The following is a 16,455-nucleotide window of genomic DNA, read 5'->3' as shown; positions in this document are numbered from 1 at the left end:
CAGACCGCCGGGGCCGGCCCGGTCGGGTGCCGGTGGGTCAGCCGCCGCGGGCGTCGGGTGATGCGGGACGGGCGCGGCTGCCGCCGGTGCGGCGTCCGGGCAGGCGGATCACCGCCCCGGCGTCGTGCAGCGCCGGGGCGAGCGCGCCGGGGCGGCCACCCGCGCCGCGGTGCAGGGCGGCGAGCAGCGCGCCGGCGGGCAGGGGGCGCGCGAACAGGTGACCCTGCCCGGCGGCGCAGCCCAGCTCCCAGAGCGCGCGGCGCTGGGGCTCGCTCTCCACACCCTCGGCGACGACGGTGAGGTCGAGGCTGCGGCCCAGGTCGAGGGTGGAGCGGATCACGGCGGCGGCCTCGGGTGCGGTTTCCATGGCGGTGACGAAGCTGCGGTCGATCTTCAGCTCGTGGACGGGGATCCGGGAGAGCAGCGACAGCGAGGAGTAGCCGGTGCCGAAGTCGTCGAGGGCCAGGCGTACGCCGGAGTCACGGAGCCGGCTGAGGACCCGGTCGACGATGTCGAGCTGGCTCAGGGTGAGTGTCTCGGTGAGTTCCAGCACGAGCCGGTCCGGCGGGAGGTCGTGGGCCCGTAGCCGCGCCAGCACGGCACCGGGGAAGCGGGCGTCGAGCAGGCTGCGCGGCGAGACGTTCACCGAGACGGGCAGGTCGAAGCCGGCGTCGCGCCAGGTGCCGGCGGCGATGAGCGCCTGGTCGAGGATCGTCCCGGCGAACGCCGGCAGCAGTCCGGACCGTTCGATCGCTTCGAGGAAGCGCAGCGGGTCGATGAGCCCGTGGGCGGGGTGGTGCCAGCGGGCCAGGGCCTCCGCGCCGATGACCTCGCCGCTGCCCAGGTCGACGATGGGTTGGAAGTTGACGGTGAACTCGTGGTCGGCGACGGCCCGGGGCAGTTCCCCACCCAGGGTGAGCCGGCTCAGGTCGGCGGTGTCCCGGGCCGGCGCGTACGTGGCGATGCGGTGACCGGCGCGTTTGGCCTGGTACATCGCGACGTCGGCGCGGCGCAGCAGCTCCGGCATGCCGCCGGTGGCGGGGGCGACGGCGATGCCGCCGCTGGCTTCCACGCTGATCCGCATGCCGTCCAGGTCGAGGGGGTCGTGCAGGGCGGCGAGCAGGGCGTCGGCGCGGTGGGCGGCGACGGCCGGCGCGGGCAGGCCGCGCAGCAGTACGGCGAACTCGTCGCCGCCGAGCCGCGCGACCAGGTCGTCGGGGCGGGCCGCGGCCCGTAGCCGCTCGGCGACCTGGATCAGCACCCGGTCACCGGCGGCGTGGCCCAGGGTGTCGTTGACTTCCTTGAAGTGGTTGAGGTCGATCAGCACGAGGGCGGTGACGCCGTCGGCGTGCCGGATGGTGAGGTGGGTGGTGCCCTCGTCCAGCAGGTGGCGGCGGTTGGACAGGCCGGTGAGGGCGTCGTGGGTGGCGGCGTAGGCGTGTGCCTCGGCGATGCGGGCGAGTTCGGCGTACGCCTGGGCGTTGCGCACCGCGGTGCAGAGCGCGGAGGCGAAGGTGCGCAGGGTGTACTGCTCCCGCTCGGACAGTTCGACCGGACCGGCGAACCGCAGCCGCAGCACGCCGAGGTCGTCGGCGCGGTCGTGGCCCTCCAGCGCGACCGGCATGACCCGGCCGTCGATGTCGCTGGGCCGGGGCGACGGTCCGTCGTACACGATGCCGGTGCCGTTGCCGCGGACTGTGCGTTCGCCCCCGCGCAGCTCGATCTCGACCTCGTCGGCGGAGAAGAGTTCGCCGGCCCCGGTGACGGCGGTGGTGAGCACCTGGTCGAGGTCGACCACGTTGAGGGCGTCGGTGGCGCGGGCGAGTCGTTGCCATGCCTGCTGCTCGGTGCGGGCGCGGATCCGGCTGGAGTAGGCCAGGTGCAGGCTGAGCACCAGCGGCGGCACGGCGAGCAGCAGGCGGGCGTCGACCCGCAGGATGAGTACGGTGCAGACGGCTACCAGGAAGCGGACCGCGAACCCGGCGACCCGCAGGTCGAGGTCGGTCCGGAACTGCCGGAGGATGGGCGTCCCGGAGGCGAGTGCGATGACGGGCATCGCCAGCAGGTCGTCGAGCAGTGCCGCGACGAGGTAGACGACTCCCAGCAGCAGCACGATGTGGAGCGGCTCGCGGGGCGGCCAGGCCTCGCCGAGCAGCAGGGTGACGAGCGTGCCGCCGCCGGCGACGATCGTGTGCTTCGCCACGGCGAACGTCGTCTTGATGGGCGCGAGTCGCGTGACGGATCCGCAGGCGGCACCGAGGCCGGTGGCCAGGATGACCCAGGGGGCCGGGGCGGTGGCGAGGCCGATGACGATCACGGTCTCGACCCAGGCGAAGGCCAGGGTGGTCGACCGGATTCGCAACGGTGTCTTGATGACCGTGGCCAGCGCGACCGTCACCACCAGGGCCGTGATGGTCGCGATGTCGCGGGCGGAGTCGGGCGGTCGGCTCCGGAGGGCGAGCAGGGCGGCGAGCGCGACGAACCCGGCGCACACGCCCAGGGAGTACACGAGTGTGCGCAGCGACGGTTCGACAGCCCGTCGGTCGTCCGCCGTTCGGCTCAAACCGGCATCACCCGCCGCTCACCGTCGGAATGCGATGAGCGGCAGCCTACTCCTTCGCCGGGAAGGCGAGAACTCTCAGTTCCATTCGGTGCTGCGCATTGTGGGCCTCCTCGGATGTCGACGGGTCGTGATTGCCGGTGACCAAAAGGTCCGTCAGTTCCACTCGGTGCTGCGCATTGTCACGACCTCCTCGCGTCTCCGGCGCCGTGGGCGCCCCCTGCCGGTGAGGAGAGGCTAGGGCGAGAGAAGGGAAATAAGGAAGCATTAATGTCGGTATGCGCAATATAAGTAACTATCGCGGATTAAATGACGTTCTGTCCACGGCTCGCATGCGGAGCGAAGCCGGCTGTCTCCTCAGGTACCCAGGTCGTCGCTCAGTGCCATCGCAATGGCCGGGACGACAAGCGCCATGTGTAGCCTCGCTTTGCCGGGCACGCAATACAAGGGTGCTTCGGGCAACCTGTGCGGCCGGGTCGGACGAGGGCGGAGCCCCGGCACCCGTGCCGTACGAGCCGTGGCATCGGCGGCCGGATCGGTGATGCCGGTCATAAGCACAATTGGTTGCCACGAACGGTGACGGATTAGCGGCGACCCGTCAGTCGCCCGGGGCCAATCGCACGAGTCCGCACCGACGCCCGAGGGCCCCGCAGTCAATTCCCCCGGTCAATCCGCGGTGGGTAGGTGCGGCAGGCAGGTGGTGCATCGGCACCGCCGCGAACCGCCCGCCGAGGGCGCGAGTCGCGCGCGGCGTCGTACCCGGCCGATAGGGTCGGGCCGTGACCGAACCCGCGCAGCTCACCCACGTCGACCCGGCCGGTGCGGCCCGGATGGTCGATGTCTCCGCCAAGCCGGTCTCGGGCCGGCTCGCGGTCGCCGCCGGGCGGCTCCGCACCACCGCCGAGGTGGTGGAGCTGCTGCGCCGCGACGGCCTGCCCAAGGGTGACGCGCTCGCGGTCGGCCGGCTCGCCGGGATCATGGGGGCCAAGCGCACACCCGACCTGATCCCGCTGTGCCACCCGATCGCGTTGCACGGCGTCACCGTCGACCTGACGCTCACCGCCGACACGGTGGAGATCACCGCGACCACGCGGACCGCCGACCGGACGGGTGTGGAGATGGAGGCGCTGACCGCGGTGGCGGTCGCCGGCCTGGCCCTGGTCGACATGGTCAAGGCCGTCGACCCGGCCGCCGAGGTGGACGCCGTCCGGGTGCTCCGCAAGGAGGGCGGCAAGACCGGCGAGTGGGTCCGGCCGGAGGACCGGCCGTGATCCGGGCCCGGGTGATCGTCGCCTCCAACCGGGCCGCCGCCGGGGTGTACGAGGACACCAGCGGCCCGCTGCTGGCCGCCGGCCTGCGGGAGTGGGGCTGCGAGGTCGGCGACCCGGTGGTGGTGCCGGACGGCGAGCCGGTCGCCGCCGCGCTGCTGGCCGCCCGCGACGACGGCATCGATGTGGTGCTGACCAGCGGCGGCACCGGCATCACACCGACCGACCGCACGCCCGAGGTGACCCGCCCACTGCTCGACCACGAGGTTCCCGGCATCGCCGAGGCGATCCGGGCGCACAGCCGCGACGCGGTGCCGACGGCCGCGCTGTCCCGGGGCCTGGCCGGGGTGATCGGCCGGATGCTCGTGGTCAACCTGCCCGGCTCGCGGGGTGGCGCGCGCGACGGGCTGGCCGTGCTCGGGCCGATCCTGCGGCACGCGGTCGACCAGCTTCGCGGCGGCGACCACTGAACCCCCGGGCCGCGTGCACCGGCGTTAGGCTCGCCGGATGAGCACGGAAACCGCAGCCGCCGCGGGCGAGGCCGCCGTCCCACCGCCGGCCGGGTGGGAGGAGGCCCGCTGCCGGGTGTACGCCGTCGGCCTGTCCGCCGCGCTTGCCGCGGTCGCCCGGCCGTTGGCCGACGCCGACGGGCACACGCTGGCCGAGCCGCTGACCACGCGTACCGACCTGCCGGCGTTCCCCACCTCCAGCGTGGACGGTTGGGCGGTGCGTGGGGACGGGCCGTGGCAGGTGGTCGGGCGGGTGCTCGCCGGGCACGTCGCGCCACCGCTGGAGTCCGACGGCAGCACCGTGGAGATCGCCACCGGCGCGATGGTTCCCCGAGGCACGACCGCGATCCTGCGGATCGAGGAGTCGACACGTACCGCCGACGGCCGGGTGGCCGGCACGCCCCGCCCGCAGGCGGAATGGCGCGAGCCCGGTGAGGAGGCGCACCTCGGGGAGGAACTGCTGCCCGCCGGCACGCCGGTGGACCCGGCGGTGATCGGGCTGGCCGCCTCCTGCGGGCACGACACGCTGCGGGTCCGCCGCCCGCCCCGGGCCGCGCTGCTGGTCTTCGGCGACGAGCTGCTCACCTCCGGCCCGCCGGGTGCCGGGCGGGTCCGCGACGCGCTGGGCCCGTCGGTGCCGGCCTGGCTGCGCCGCTACGGCTGCCAGGTGCGCGCGGCCGACGTGGTCGGCCCGGTCGCCGACACGCTCCCCGCGCACGTGGCGGCGCTGCGCGGCGCGCTCGCCAACGCCGACCTGGTCTGCACCACCGGCGGCACCATGCACGGCCCGGTCGACCACCTGCATCCGACGCTGGAGGCGCTCGGCGCCGACTACGTGGTCAACACCGTGGCGGTCCGTCCGGGCTTCCCGATGCTGCTGGCCCGGCTGGCGGACGCCGACGGGCGGGTGCGTTTCGTGGCCGGTCTGCCCGGCAACCCGCAATCCGCGGTGGTGGCGCTGGTGTCGCTCGTCGCGCCGCTGCTCGCCGGTCTGACCGGCCGGCCGATGCCGGTACTTCCGCAGGTCACCCTGGCCGAGGCGATCCCCGGCCGCGGCGACCACACCCACCTGGCGCTGGCCCGGTGGGACCGGGTAACCGGCGTCGCGCACCCGGTGCGCCACGTCGGCTCGGCGATGCTGCGCGGCCTGGCCGGCGCGGACGGCTTCGCCGTGATCCACCCCGGCACCAGTGGCACTCCCGGCGACCGGGTGCCGTTCGTGCCGCTGCCACTGACCCCGGGGGAACGCTCGTGAACGTCGTGCTCGGCGCGGTGACCGACCAGCCGCTCGACCTGGCCGCGCACGAGGCGGCGGTCGCCGGCCGCCGGGCCGGCGCGGTGGTGTCCTTCCAGGGCGTGGTCCGCGACCACGACCACGGGCGGGCGGTCACCCATCTGGAGTACGAGGGCCACCCCAGCGCCGAGACGGTGCTGCGGGAGGTGGCGGCGGAGATCGCCGCCGACCCCACGGTGTACGCGGTGGCGGTGTCGCATCGGATCGGTCCGCTGGAGATCGGGGACGTGGCGTTGGTGGCGGCGGTCAGCACGGCGCACCGGGCGGCGGCGTTCGCGGCCTGTGCCCGGCTGGTCGACGAGGTGAAGGCGCGGCTGCCGATCTGGAAACGCCAGGTGTTCGACGACGGCACTGAAGAGTGGGTGAACTGCCCGTGACCGGCGCGGTTCAACGCCTGGTGGCGCGGTTCAACGCCTGGCGGTGAGCGCGGCGGCGCGGTTCAGCCGGTCGTGATAGAACGCCGGTTCGGCGCCGGGCCGCCACGGCAGCGTCGCGGCCAGCACGATCAGCGCGATGGCCAGGGAGTTCTCCATGAGCGCGCCGAAAAGGCCGTCCTGGTAGTGGGACACCTCGGGGAGTTGGTGCTCGTACGGCCAGATCGGCGAGATCAGGAACAGCAGGTAGAGCCCGAGTGCGCCGGCACCGTGCCGGAGCCCGGTCAACGTCGGATACCAGATCGGCGGGCGCAGCGTGGGCACGCCGTTGGCCGAGAGCACGCCGTTGCCGCGCAGGGGTACGGCGCGGCTGGCGTCGCGGCGGCGTACCGCGGCGTCGGCCAGCACGATGATCGCCGGGATGACCCAGATCAGGTGGTGTGACCAGGAGATCGGGCTGATCACGTTGGCGGTGAGCCCGACAAGCGTGAACGCGGTCAGCTCGTCGCCGTCGGCGCGGGCGCTGATCGCCCGGGACAGGCCCAGCGTGAGCAGCAGCACCGAGAAGGCGAGCCAGAGCAGGCCGGGCGTCTCGATCGAGTCGTACAACCGGGCGAGCAGGCCGGCGAGCGACTGGTTGGCGGTCATGTCGGCGGCGCCGACCCGTTCGGTCTGCCAGAGCACGGTGGTGAAGTACGCGCGCGACTCGCCACCGACCACACCGAACGTGGCGAGCGTGACGCCCATGGCGGTGCCGACCGCGACCAGCGCGGCCCGCCACTGCCGGGTGAGCATCAGGTAGGCCACGAACAGCGCCGGGGTGAGCTTCACGGCGGTGGCGAGCCCGATGCCCACGCCGGCCCAGGCGCCGCTGTAGACGAACCGGGCCAGCGGCGAGTCGGCGGTCTCGTGATGGGTGCCCCGCTTGGCCCGCCACCGCAGGCCGATCAGATCGGCCATGATCAGTGCGAAGAGCAGCAGGTTGACCTGGCCGTAGCCGAGCGTCTCCCGGGACGGTTCGATGGCCACGGCCATCGGGGTGGCGATGCCGACGGTGAACCAGAGTGGCCAGCCGAGCCGGTCCACGATCGGACGCAGCAGCGCCGCGAGCACGACCGCGAGCGCGGCGATGCTGGCCAGCGCGTTGACGAACCCGGCGCCGTCGATCGGCAGGAGGGACATGGGCAGCATGACCAGGCCGGCGAAGGGCGGGTAGGTGAAGCCCAGCGTGGTGGACGGCGCGACGAAGTCGTACAGCTCGTTGCCCTCGGCCCACCACAGCACCGCACCGTGGTAGATCTTCATGTCGAAGAAGTTGTACGGTCGGCCGAAGGCGCCGATGGCACGCCAGGCGACGTACGACACGGCGGCGACGATGCTCAGGCGCACCACGATCCGACGGTCGACGCGGTAGGCCGGGGCGGGCCGGTCGGTCCGTCTACCGACTGGCGTCGGCATGGCGTGGCCACCCCCGTACCAAGGTCGTCGTACCCGTCCAGGTCCGGAACGGAGCCTAGAGCGGCGCCTCATGTCGGTGCCTCCCGCGTTACGCGACCGTGTCCGATCCCACACGTCTTCTTGACATTTCCACCGCGTTAACGGATGTCGGACGGTTCAGGTGATTGGTGGCCCGCGGGGGGTGGCGGCCGGGGGTGGTGCGGGTCAGCCGGGCATGCGTCGTGCGGTCGCTGCCGAGCGTACGGCGATCTTCGCCTCCCGGCGGGCGGTACGGACGGCGCGCGTGACCGACCGGCGCGAGTGGTCGATCCGGTGGCTGGCGCGCCAGCGCAGCCCGGGCTTGCCCTCGGTGTCGGAGGCGGCGAGGAGGAGACCGCCGATCAGCCCGACGTTCTTCAGGAAGTGGATCTGGTGGTTCTTGCGCGTCGCCGGCTCGTCGTGCTTCCAGAAGGGGTGCCCGGCGGCGGTCGTCGGCACCAGGCTGCCGGCGAGCACGAGCGCGGCCGGGCGGGTGAACCGGCCGGTGGCCAGCATCAGGCCGCCGACCAGTTGGGTGGCGGCGTTGGCCCGCACGAGCGTCAGGGTGTCGGTGGGCAGGCGGGGGTTCAGATTCCGGATCATCGGGGCGACCTTGCCGGCGACCGGTTCCGCGGTGGGAACCAGGCGTTCCGGCTCGCGCAGATTGCGGACACCACTGACCACGAAGATGCTGCCCAACATGAGGCGGGCGAGGGAGCGCACGGGCTTCATGGCTCAGTCATACCCCGTCCCCGGCCCGGTCATCCCCGCAACACACGAAAGGTATCGGTCGACGTGGACGTCCGAAACGGTATCGGTTTCAGCGACCGTCGCTGATGGACCTGCGGTTTTCGGTAAGGTCGCGCGGGTGACGACGCTGCGACTGCGCCCCGAGTGGCCGGCGGACGAGGCGCCGGTGGCCCGCCTGCTGGCCGCCGCCTTCGCCCGTCCCGACGTGCCCGCCCCTCCGGAGGTCGGCCTGGTCGAGGAGTTGCGGCGCAGCCCGGCCTGGATCCCGGAACTGGCCATGATCGCCGACTACGGCGGCGAGGTGGTGGGTGTCGCGCTGCTCAGCCGGGTGGGGGTACGCACCGACGGCGGCACCTTCCCGGCGCTGGCCCTCGGGCCGGTGGCGGTGGCGCCCCACCGCCGGCGGGTCGGCCACGGCGCGGCGGTGGTGCAGGCGGCGCTGGACGCCGCCACCGAGTTGGGCGAACGGCTGGTGGTGGTGCTGGGCAACCCGGCCTACTACCGGCGGTTCGGGTTCGGCCCGGCGGACCGGCTGGGCCTGACCAGCCCCTGGTCCGGGCTGGGAGAGCCGTGGCAGGCGCTGGTGCTGCCGCCGTCGGCCGGCGAGGACCCGCCACCCCCGGCCGGCGAGGTGGTCTTCCCGCCGCCCTGGTCACGGGTGTGACCGGGTCGCTGCTCGGGCCCGGCCGCTGCTCGGTTCAGGCCGGCTGGGTGCGCAGGTAGCGGCCGAAGTGCGGGACGGTGAACGCCACCGTCCCCCGTTCACCGGAGTAGATCAGCCCTTTCTTGATCAGCGCGTCGCGTGCCGGGGAGAGGCTGGCCGGCTTGCGGGCGAGCGCGCGGGCGATCTCCGCGGTGGGCACCGCGGCGTCCATGTCGTCGCGTCCGGCGTCCTCGCCGTCGACATGCGCCAGCGTGGCCATCGCCCGCATGTATTCGCGTTCGGCGGGGGTGGCCCGCTCGAACCGGGAGCCGAAGAACCCCACCGCCAGTTCCGCCTCCGCCTCCGGCGCGGCCACCCGCACGTCGGCGGCCGTGATCGGTGAGCGGGGCGCGTGGTCCCAGGTGGCCTTCCCGTACGCCTGCACGAAGTACGGGTATCCGCCGGAACACTCGTACAGCAGGTCGAGGGCCTTCTGCTCGTACTCGACCTGCTCCCGCTCGGCCGGTGCGCAGAGCGCCTGGTCGGCGGCGATCCGGTCGAGGCGGTCGATGCGCTGGTAGCGGTAGAGCCGCTCCGAGTAGGACTTGGCGGCGCTGAGCACGGCCGGCAGGTGCGGCAGGCCGGCACCCACCACGATGAGTGGCGCGCCGAGCTGGGACAGTTCGTGGCAGGCGGCGCAGAGCGCGGAGACGTCCTCGGCGCCGAGGTCCTGCATCTCGTCGATGAAGATCGCGATGCCGGTGCCCACGTCGGTGGCGACCGCCGCCGCGTCGGTGAGCAGTTCGACCAGGTCGATCTCGATGTCGCCGGAGTCGGCGCGGCCACTGCTTGCGGGTACGTCGATGCCGGGCTGCCAGCGGTCGCGCAGCTTCGGTGCCGCCCGACCCCGCCCGGCGGACGTGGTGGGCGTGGAGCGTTGCGCGAACGCCTTGAGGACGCCGAGGAAGGCGTCGATCCGGTCGGGGGCGCGGTGTCGCGGGGCGAGTTCCCGGACCGCCATGTGCAACGCGGCGGCGACCGGGCGGCGCAGCGACTGGTCCGGCCGGGCTTCGATCTTCCCGGTGCCCCAGAGGTGGTTGATCGCCTCGGACCGCAGCGTGTTGAGCAGGACCGTCTTGCCCACCCCGCGCAGGCCGGTGAGCATCAGGCTGCGTTCGGGTCGACCGCGGGCGATGCGTTCCAGCACCACGTCGAAGACGTCCAGTTCCCGCCCCCGCCCGGCGAGTTCGGGCGGGCGCTGACCGGCGCCCGGCGCGTACGGGTTGCGGACCGGATCCACGAATCGCACAGTATCGGGTTGTCTAGCGGCCAGGCTAGATGTGCGTAGAGCGGACAAGCGCGTGTCGGCCTCGACCAGAAACTAGGGCTGTCTAGCATTCACGCTAGACAGCCCTAGTTTCGCCTACGGAACCGCCGGTCGGCCTACCGCCGCTTCAGGCACAGCACGAAGTCGAGCGTGTCCAGCTCACTGTCGAAGAAATACCAGTCGGTGTAGCCGGCGACCTTCCCGCACTTCGCCTCGGCGTCCTTCTTGCCGCTGGTCGCGCCGTCGATCCGGCGCAGCACCTCGAACGTCTTCGGGGCACAGTCGGTGATCACCAACTTCGGCTGACCACCACCGCCCTCGTTCGCGACGCACTGACCCGCCTTCACGAAACGCGGATCGTTCGACGCGGCCGGGGCCGCCGTGGGTGTCGCGGCCGGCTCACTCGGCGCCGCCTCGGTCGGCTCCGCGGCCGCCGCGGTGGGCGTCGTCGTACCGGCCGTCGGCGTTCCCTCGTCCCGGCCGAGCATCCAGTACGCCCCGGCGCCGCCGAGCAGCAGCACCGCCAGCACGACCACCACCACCAGCAGCGGACCCCGTCCGCGCTTCGGCGGCGTCGGCCGGGCGTACGACGGCCCACCGGGGTACGCCGGTGCTCCGTCCTGATAGGTCGGCGGCCCTCCGGGGTACGGCGCGCCCGCGTATCCCGGGTCGGCCGGGTGCCCCTGGGCGGGCGGGGTCGGGGACCAGGCCGGCTCGTGGTGCTGCGTCGGCGGGCCGAAGCGGTCGGCCGGCCCGCCGTACTGCTGCGTGGGCAGGCCGTACTGGTCGGTGGGTGGGCCGTACTGGTCGGCCGGCGGACCGAAACGCGGGTCCGGCTGTTCGGCGTAGCGAGGATCGGGTGGTGGTGCGTAACGCGGATCGGGCTGCGGGACGTAGCCGTCCCCCGGGCGGTGCCCCGTCCACGGCTCCGAAGAGCCGCCACCCGGTGGTCCGTAGTTCGACATGAACGCCTCCCGCGTACGTCAGTGCTGAGACGGCAGCCACCAACCGGAGACGCCGACGCCGTGGCCACCGTAGCGTGGTCCCACGATGAGCTCACGCCCTTCCACCGCGACGAACGCCGTCGATCCCCCCGCGCCGCCGGCTAGCACCGCGCTGATCTGGACCGCGCTGGTGCTGGTCTATCTGCTCTGGGGCTCGACCTACCTGGGCATCCGGGTCGCGGTCGAGTCGCTGCCGCCGCTCATCTCCGCCGCCATGCGGTTCGCCGCCGCCGCCGCGGTGCTCGCGGTGGTCCTGCGCCTGCGTCGCGGACCGGGCGCACTGCGGGTGCCGGCACGTCGACTCGGCTCCGCCGCGCTGATCGGCGTGCTGCTGCTCACCGGCGGCAACGGCCTGGTGGTGCTCGCCGAATCCGGCCCGGCCGCGACCGCGGTGCCGTCCGGAGTGGCCGCGCTGCTGGTGGCCACCGTGCCGCTGCTCGTCGTGCTGCTGCGCACGGCCGGCGGGGACCGCCCCGGACCGTGGACGTTCGCCGGAGTGACGCTCGGTTTCGTCGGCCTGGTCCTGCTGGTGCTGCCCCGCGACGGCGTGGACGGGGTGCCGATTGCCGGAGCGGCGATCGTGGTGGTGGCCGCCACCAGTTGGTCCGTCGGCTCGTACCTGGCCGGGCGGATCCCGATGCCCGCCGACCCGTTTGTCGCCACCGTCTACGAGATGATGGCCGGCGCGGCGGCGCTCGCGGCTCTCGGGGCGGCCCGGGGCGAACTGCGCGGCTTCAGCATCGCCCAGGTGACCGGGCGGTCCTGGGCGGCGCTCGCCTACCTGATGGTGGCCGGTTCACTCGTCGCGTTCACCGCGTACGTCTGGCTGCTCGCCAACGCGCCGATCTCCCTGGTCTCCACGTACGCGTACGTGAACCCGGCGGTCGCGGTGGCGCTCGGCGCGCTGCTGGCGGCGGAACCGATCACCCCGCAGGTGCTGCTCGGCGGCGCGGTCATCGTGGCCGGCGTGGCGGTGGTGGTGAGCACCGAGCGTCCCCGCCGATCCGCACCACCAGCCGTGAACGGGACGACCCGGGAACCGACCGGCCCGTAGCGTCCCGTGCCGTGTCGACGGGATTGATGACCTCGGTCGCGCTCCTCGGGGCGCTTGCCGGATGGGTCGCGGTCCCGGTCGCCCGGCAGTTCCTCGCCACCCCGGCAGCGGGAGCCGCTGCGGTCGCCGTCCCCACCGCTGCGGTCGCCGTCCCCGAGGCGGTCGCCGTCCCCACCGCCGTCGCCGTCCCCACCGCGGTCGGCGTCCCCGCTGCCGTCGGGGGTGCGGTGCGGGGGCGGGTGCCAAGGCGGGCAGCCCTCGCCCTCGCCGGTGCCGTGGCGTTCGGCGGGCTGGCCCTCACCCGCGGCGACGATTCCGCGCTGCCGGCCCTGCTGGCGGTCGCCGCCGTCGGGCCGGCCCTCGTGGTGACCGACCTGACCGCCCTGCGGCTGCCCGACCGGCTGGTCGGCGTCACCGTCCTCGGTGGTGGGTGCGGCTTGGCCGCGACCGCGCTGGCCACCGGCCAACCGGGTCGCCTGGCGCTCGCCATGGTCGCGGCTCTGCTCTCGTTCGCCGGGCACGCCCTGCTGGCACTGCTGCCCCGGTGCCGGCTCGGCTTCGGTGACGTGAAGCTCGCCGCCGCGCTCGGGCTGCCGCTCGGGTGGCTCGGCTGGCCGACGCTGCGGCTCGGGCTGCTCCTGCCGCACGTGCTCGCCGGCACGGCCGTCCTCGTGCTGCTGGCCGCCGGCCGGATACGCCGGGACACGCCGGTGCCGTTCGGCCCGGCCATCCTCGCCGGCGCCTGGCTCGCCGTGGTGCTGACCTGACGCCGCCACCGCGCCCGCCGGCCGGCCGGCGGTCACGCTGCTGCTCCCGCCGGCGGCCTCCGGTCACGCCGCGTGCCCGCCGCTGCGCCCGACCGGCGGGTGTTGAGCGGGCCCCCCTCCACTCCGTGTTAGCAAGGGGCCCTCCTCTACCGGAGGCGTTAAGAAGGGGCCCTTCCTTTCAGATCAGGCGGAGCTGGTGGTCCTTGGCGCGGCGGGGCTCGGCCGCGTTGAGACGTTCGAACAGCGCCGGGTCGATCACGTCGAGGAAGGGCGACGGTCGGGTCTCCCGTTCCGCGTCGTGCCGTGCCCGCCGGACGGCGTGACTGACGTAGAGCCGGTCCTGCGCCCGGGTCAGCCCCACGAAGAACAACCGGCGTTCCTCGGCCACCGCGTCCTCGTCCGGCTCGGTGCCGGGCCAGCGCAGCGGCAGCAGCCCTTCCTCCGCACCGACCAGGAACACCACCGGGAACTCCAACCCCTTGGCGGCGTGCAGGGTCAGCAGTGTGACCGCCTCGGCACGCGGGTCCAGCGCGTCCACCTCGGCGCCGGTGGCGAGCTGGTGGAGGAACAACCCGAGGTCGTCCTCGCAGCGGCGGGCCAGCGGGGCGAGCAGGTCCACCGCGGTACGGACGTCCTCCGGGCGTACCGCGCCGGAGCCGTCGAGCGTCGGCACGGCGAAACGCTCGGCCAGGACCTGCCCGGCCTGGCGTACCCGGGCGGTCAGCGAACCGTCCGGGCCGGCGTGGCGCAGCTCGCGGGCGATGGCCGCCACGCCGGGCCGGTCGCGCAGCCGGTTGTGCGAGCGCTTCTGCACCGGGATGTTCGCCCGGGTCAGGGCGTCGACGATCGGCGCGGCCTGCGCGTCGGTGCGGTAGAGCACGGCGATGTCCGAGAAGGACAGCGAGGTGGCCCGGCCGTCGATCCGACCCGTGTCGAGCGACCGGTGCGACAGCCCACCGACCAGCTCGTCGACGGTGCGGGCCACGAAGTCGGCCTCGTCGGCGACCGAGCCGGCCGCGTACCGGCCGACCAGTGGCGCTTCCGGGTCGAGCCGGGCCGGGTCGAGGCGTCGACCCCGGACCAGCGACGACGGCGCGATGGCCTGTACGGCGGTGGCCAGGATCGGCGCCGAGGAACGGTAGTTGCGGTTCAGCCGCACCAGACGGGCATCGGTGAAGTCCTGGGAGAAACGCAGGAAGTAGCCGACGTCGGCGCCCCGGAACGAGTAGATCGCCTGGTCCGGGTCGCCGATCGCGCACAGGTTGCCGTCCGGCGGGCTGAGCAGCCGCAGCAGCTCGTACTGCACCGCGTCGACGTCCTGGTACTCGTCTACGAAGATCCACTTCCACCGTTCGCGGTACTCCCGGGCCAACTTCCGGTCGCCCCTGAGCAACGCCACCGGCAGGGTCAGCAGCTCGTCCAGATCGACCAGGTCCCGCTTGCGCAGCAGCGCCACGTACCGTTGCGCGTCGTCGCCGGCCTCGGCACGGGCCGTCGCCCGGTCGGTGTCGTCGGCGATCCGAAAGTCCGCCGGCAGGCCGGCCGCCGCCGCGTTCTCCCGCAGCACGGTCAGGCCCAGCGAGTGGAACGTACCCACGGTGACGTCCTCGGCGACCGGGCCGAGCAGCACGTCCAGCCGGTGCCGCAGCTCCTCGGCGGCCCGCCGGGTGAACGTGATCGCCAGACACTGGTCCGGGAAGACGTTCAGCTCCGCGCACAGGTAGGCGATCCGGTGGGTGAGCGTCCGGGTCTTTCCGGTGCCCGGTCCGGCCACGATGAGCAGCGGCCCACCCGGCGCGGACGCGGCCACCCGCTGCATCGCGTCCAGCCGGTCCAGCAGACCGGTGCCGACCTCCTCCATCCCGGCGAGCATCGGCTCGAACGGCTCGTGCGGGGACGGCTGCGGCGCGATCGGCGGCGGCGGGGTCCGCTTCGGCTCCGGGCGGGCCGCCGCCGGGCGCTTGCCCTTCGGCTTCGGCGCCGGCTCCACGGGCCGACGCTGCGCGGGCACGGGTACGTCGAACAGCGTCTCCTGCCCGGCCCCGCCCCCCGGACCACCCAGTTCCGCCGGGTCGAACAGCGTGATCACCCCATACTCGCCGTCGTAGCCGGGCACCCGGTGGACCTCGCCACGGCGCAGCCGGCCGATGCCCTCCGCGAGCAGTTCGCCGCCGACCCGGCCGATCTCCGCAAGCGGGGTACGCGTCAGGATCTCCAGCTCCGGGCCGAGCGCGGCGACCAGATCGTGGAGTTTGCCCTCGACCTTCTTCGACCGTGCGCCCACCCGGTTCAGCTCGCCGAGGATCTCGCCCAGCGGCACCAGATGCGCCACCGGGAGTGCGTGCGCCGGACGGTGCCCGAGCGGCCGGTCGGCCAGCTCCTCGACCCGGCTCAGTACGCCCACGGTCAGCGGCTTGCCGCACTCCGGGCAGCGCCCGCCCGCCTCGCGGGTCCGCTCCGGTGACCAGTTGACCCCGCACAGCCGGTGCCCGTCGGCGTGGTACTTGCCCTCCTCGGGGAAGAACTCGACCGTGCCGGCCAGCCCGTCGCCGGTGCGCAGCGCCTCGCGGATCGCGAAGTAGTCCCGGTTCGCGGTGAGGACGGTGGCCTCCCGGGCCAGGGCCGGCGGCGAGTGCGCGTCCGAATTCGACACCAGCCGGTAGCGGTCCAGGCTGCCGACCCGCCAGTTCATCTCCGGGTCGGAGGACAGGCCGGTCTCCACGGCGAAGATGTGGTCGGCCAGGTCGGCGTAGCAGTCGGCGATCGCGTCGAAGCCGGACTTGGAGCCGAGCGCGGAGAACCACGGCGTCCAGATGTGCGCCGGCACCAGGTAGCCGTCCGGGCTCGCCTCCAGGGTGATCTCCAGCAGGTCCCGGGAGTCCAACCCGAGGATCGGCCGGCCGTCGGAGCCGAGGTTGCCGATCCGGCCCAGCGCGGTGTTGAACCGGGCCACCGCGTCCAGGTCCGGTAGGTAGATCAGGTGGTGCACCTTGCGGGTCCGGTCGCCCCGCTTGTAGATCGTGGAGATCTCCACGCTCAGCATGAACCGGACCGGGTCCGCCTCCGCCTCGCTGGCCAGCCGGGGCGGCAGCCGCCGGGCGACGTCCCGCTCCGCCTCGGGCGCGAGGCGGTACAGGCCCGGTTCGGCCGGACGCAGCGTCTCCCGCAGGTGGTCGTACCAGGCGGGATGGGTGAAGTCGCCGGTGCCCAGCACCGCGATGCCCTTACGCCGGGACCACCAGGCGAGGTTCGGCAGGGTGAGGTCGCGGCTGCACGCGCGGGAGTACTTCGAGTGGATGTGCAGATCCGCCACGTACGGGGGGAGGCCACCGGGGGGTGCGGGACTGAACGGAGGCACGCCGCATCCTGTCACGTCGGGTCCGCCGCCCGCCCGTCGCCACGCGAACGCGTGACCTGAGCAATGCGGTG

13 protein-coding genes are annotated in these 16,455 nt (G+C 73.6%); 7 read left to right on the top strand and 6 right to left on the bottom strand.

Features of this window, described 5'->3' with window-relative positions; translation table 11 throughout:
• Positions 1–37: 37 nt before the first annotated feature.
• The gene (locus ACLQ2X_RS10555; protein ID WP_425681073.1) at positions 38–2,509 is read right to left on the bottom strand and encodes a putative bifunctional diguanylate cyclase/phosphodiesterase; all 2,472 of its coding nucleotides are present in this window, start codon (positions 2,507–2,509) and stop codon (positions 38–40) included.
• An 830-nt stretch (positions 2,510–3,339) separates the two neighbouring features.
• Between ACLQ2X_RS10555 and moaC the strand changes: the two genes are divergently transcribed.
• The 4 genes from moaC to ACLQ2X_RS10535 are packed head-to-tail and all read left to right on the top strand — an operon-like array spanning position 3,340 to position 6,008.
• A complete protein-coding gene (gene moaC / locus ACLQ2X_RS10550; RefSeq protein WP_425680801.1) occupies positions 3,340–3,831 on the top strand; it encodes a cyclic pyranopterin monophosphate synthase MoaC in 492 nt (163 codons plus the stop codon).
• On the top strand, positions 3,828–4,298 hold the full coding sequence (locus ACLQ2X_RS10545) for a MogA/MoaB family molybdenum cofactor biosynthesis protein (protein ID WP_425680800.1): 471 nt from the start codon (positions 3,828–3,830) through the stop codon (positions 4,296–4,298). The genes moaC and ACLQ2X_RS10545 overlap by 4 nt, the downstream gene beginning before the upstream one ends.
• Before the next feature lie 37 nt (positions 4,299–4,335).
• Positions 4,336–5,592, top strand: coding sequence for a molybdopterin molybdotransferase MoeA (locus ACLQ2X_RS10540; RefSeq protein WP_425680799.1), 1,257 nt, complete (start codon positions 4,336–4,338; stop codon positions 5,590–5,592).
• Positions 5,589–6,008 carry a molybdenum cofactor biosynthesis protein MoaE gene (locus ACLQ2X_RS10535; RefSeq protein ID WP_425680798.1) on the top strand — a complete coding sequence of 140 codons (420 nt, stop codon included), beginning with the start codon at positions 5,589–5,591 and terminating at the stop codon, positions 6,006–6,008. The genes ACLQ2X_RS10540 and ACLQ2X_RS10535 overlap by 4 nt, the downstream gene beginning before the upstream one ends.
• A gap of 30 nt (positions 6,009–6,038) precedes the next feature.
• Here ACLQ2X_RS10535 and ACLQ2X_RS10530 read toward each other — a convergent pair whose 3' ends face one another.
• Both ACLQ2X_RS10530 and ACLQ2X_RS10525 read right to left on the bottom strand, forming a co-directional pair.
• Positions 6,039–7,463, bottom strand: coding sequence for a glycosyltransferase 87 family protein (locus tag ACLQ2X_RS10530; RefSeq protein ID WP_425680797.1), 1,425 nt, complete (start codon positions 7,461–7,463; stop codon positions 6,039–6,041).
• Between the two features lie 204 nt (positions 7,464–7,667).
• Positions 7,668–8,213, bottom strand: a complete 546-nt coding sequence (locus ACLQ2X_RS10525; RefSeq protein WP_425680796.1) for a DoxX family protein — start codon at positions 8,211–8,213, stop codon at positions 7,668–7,670.
• 136 nt (positions 8,214–8,349) lie between these two features.
• Here ACLQ2X_RS10525 and ACLQ2X_RS10520 point away from each other — a divergent pair, with 136 nt between their 5' ends.
• Positions 8,350–8,895, top strand: coding sequence for a GNAT family N-acetyltransferase (locus ACLQ2X_RS10520; RefSeq protein ID WP_425680795.1), 546 nt, complete (start codon positions 8,350–8,352; stop codon positions 8,893–8,895).
• Positions 8,896–8,929: 34 nt separating this feature from the next.
• Here ACLQ2X_RS10520 and ACLQ2X_RS10515 read toward each other — a convergent pair whose 3' ends face one another.
• Entirely contained in the window at positions 8,930–10,174 is a 1,245-nt protein-coding gene (locus ACLQ2X_RS10515; protein WP_425680794.1) for an ATP-binding protein, read from the bottom strand.
• A 143-nt stretch (positions 10,175–10,317) separates the two neighbouring features.
• On the bottom strand, positions 10,318–11,166 hold the full coding sequence (locus tag ACLQ2X_RS10510) for an LppU/SCO3897 family protein (protein ID WP_425680793.1): 849 nt from the start codon (positions 11,164–11,166) through the stop codon (positions 10,318–10,320).
• Positions 11,167–11,251: 85 nt separating this feature from the next.
• Here ACLQ2X_RS10510 and ACLQ2X_RS10505 point away from each other — a divergent pair, with 85 nt between their 5' ends.
• On the top strand, positions 11,252–12,259 hold the full coding sequence (locus ACLQ2X_RS10505; RefSeq protein WP_425680792.1) for an EamA family transporter: 1,008 nt from the start codon (positions 11,252–11,254) through the stop codon (positions 12,257–12,259).
• A gap of 11 nt (positions 12,260–12,270) precedes the next feature.
• Positions 12,271–13,026 (top strand): prepilin peptidase, encoded by a 756-nt coding sequence (locus ACLQ2X_RS10500; RefSeq protein WP_425680791.1) that lies wholly within the window; start codon positions 12,271–12,273, stop codon positions 13,024–13,026.
• Positions 13,027–13,204: 178 nt separating this feature from the next.
• Here ACLQ2X_RS10500 and ACLQ2X_RS10495 read toward each other — a convergent pair whose 3' ends face one another.
• Positions 13,205–16,384 (bottom strand): UvrD-helicase domain-containing protein, encoded by a 3,180-nt coding sequence (locus tag ACLQ2X_RS10495; RefSeq protein ID WP_425680790.1) that lies wholly within the window; start codon positions 16,382–16,384, stop codon positions 13,205–13,207.
• Positions 16,385–16,455: the final 71 nt, after the last annotated feature.

The organism is Micromonospora sp. DT31 (assembly GCF_049841795.1).
Taxonomy (GTDB): domain Bacteria; phylum Actinomycetota; class Actinomycetes; order Mycobacteriales; family Micromonosporaceae; genus Micromonospora.
This window is presented reverse-complemented; position numbering and strand designations above follow the sequence as displayed.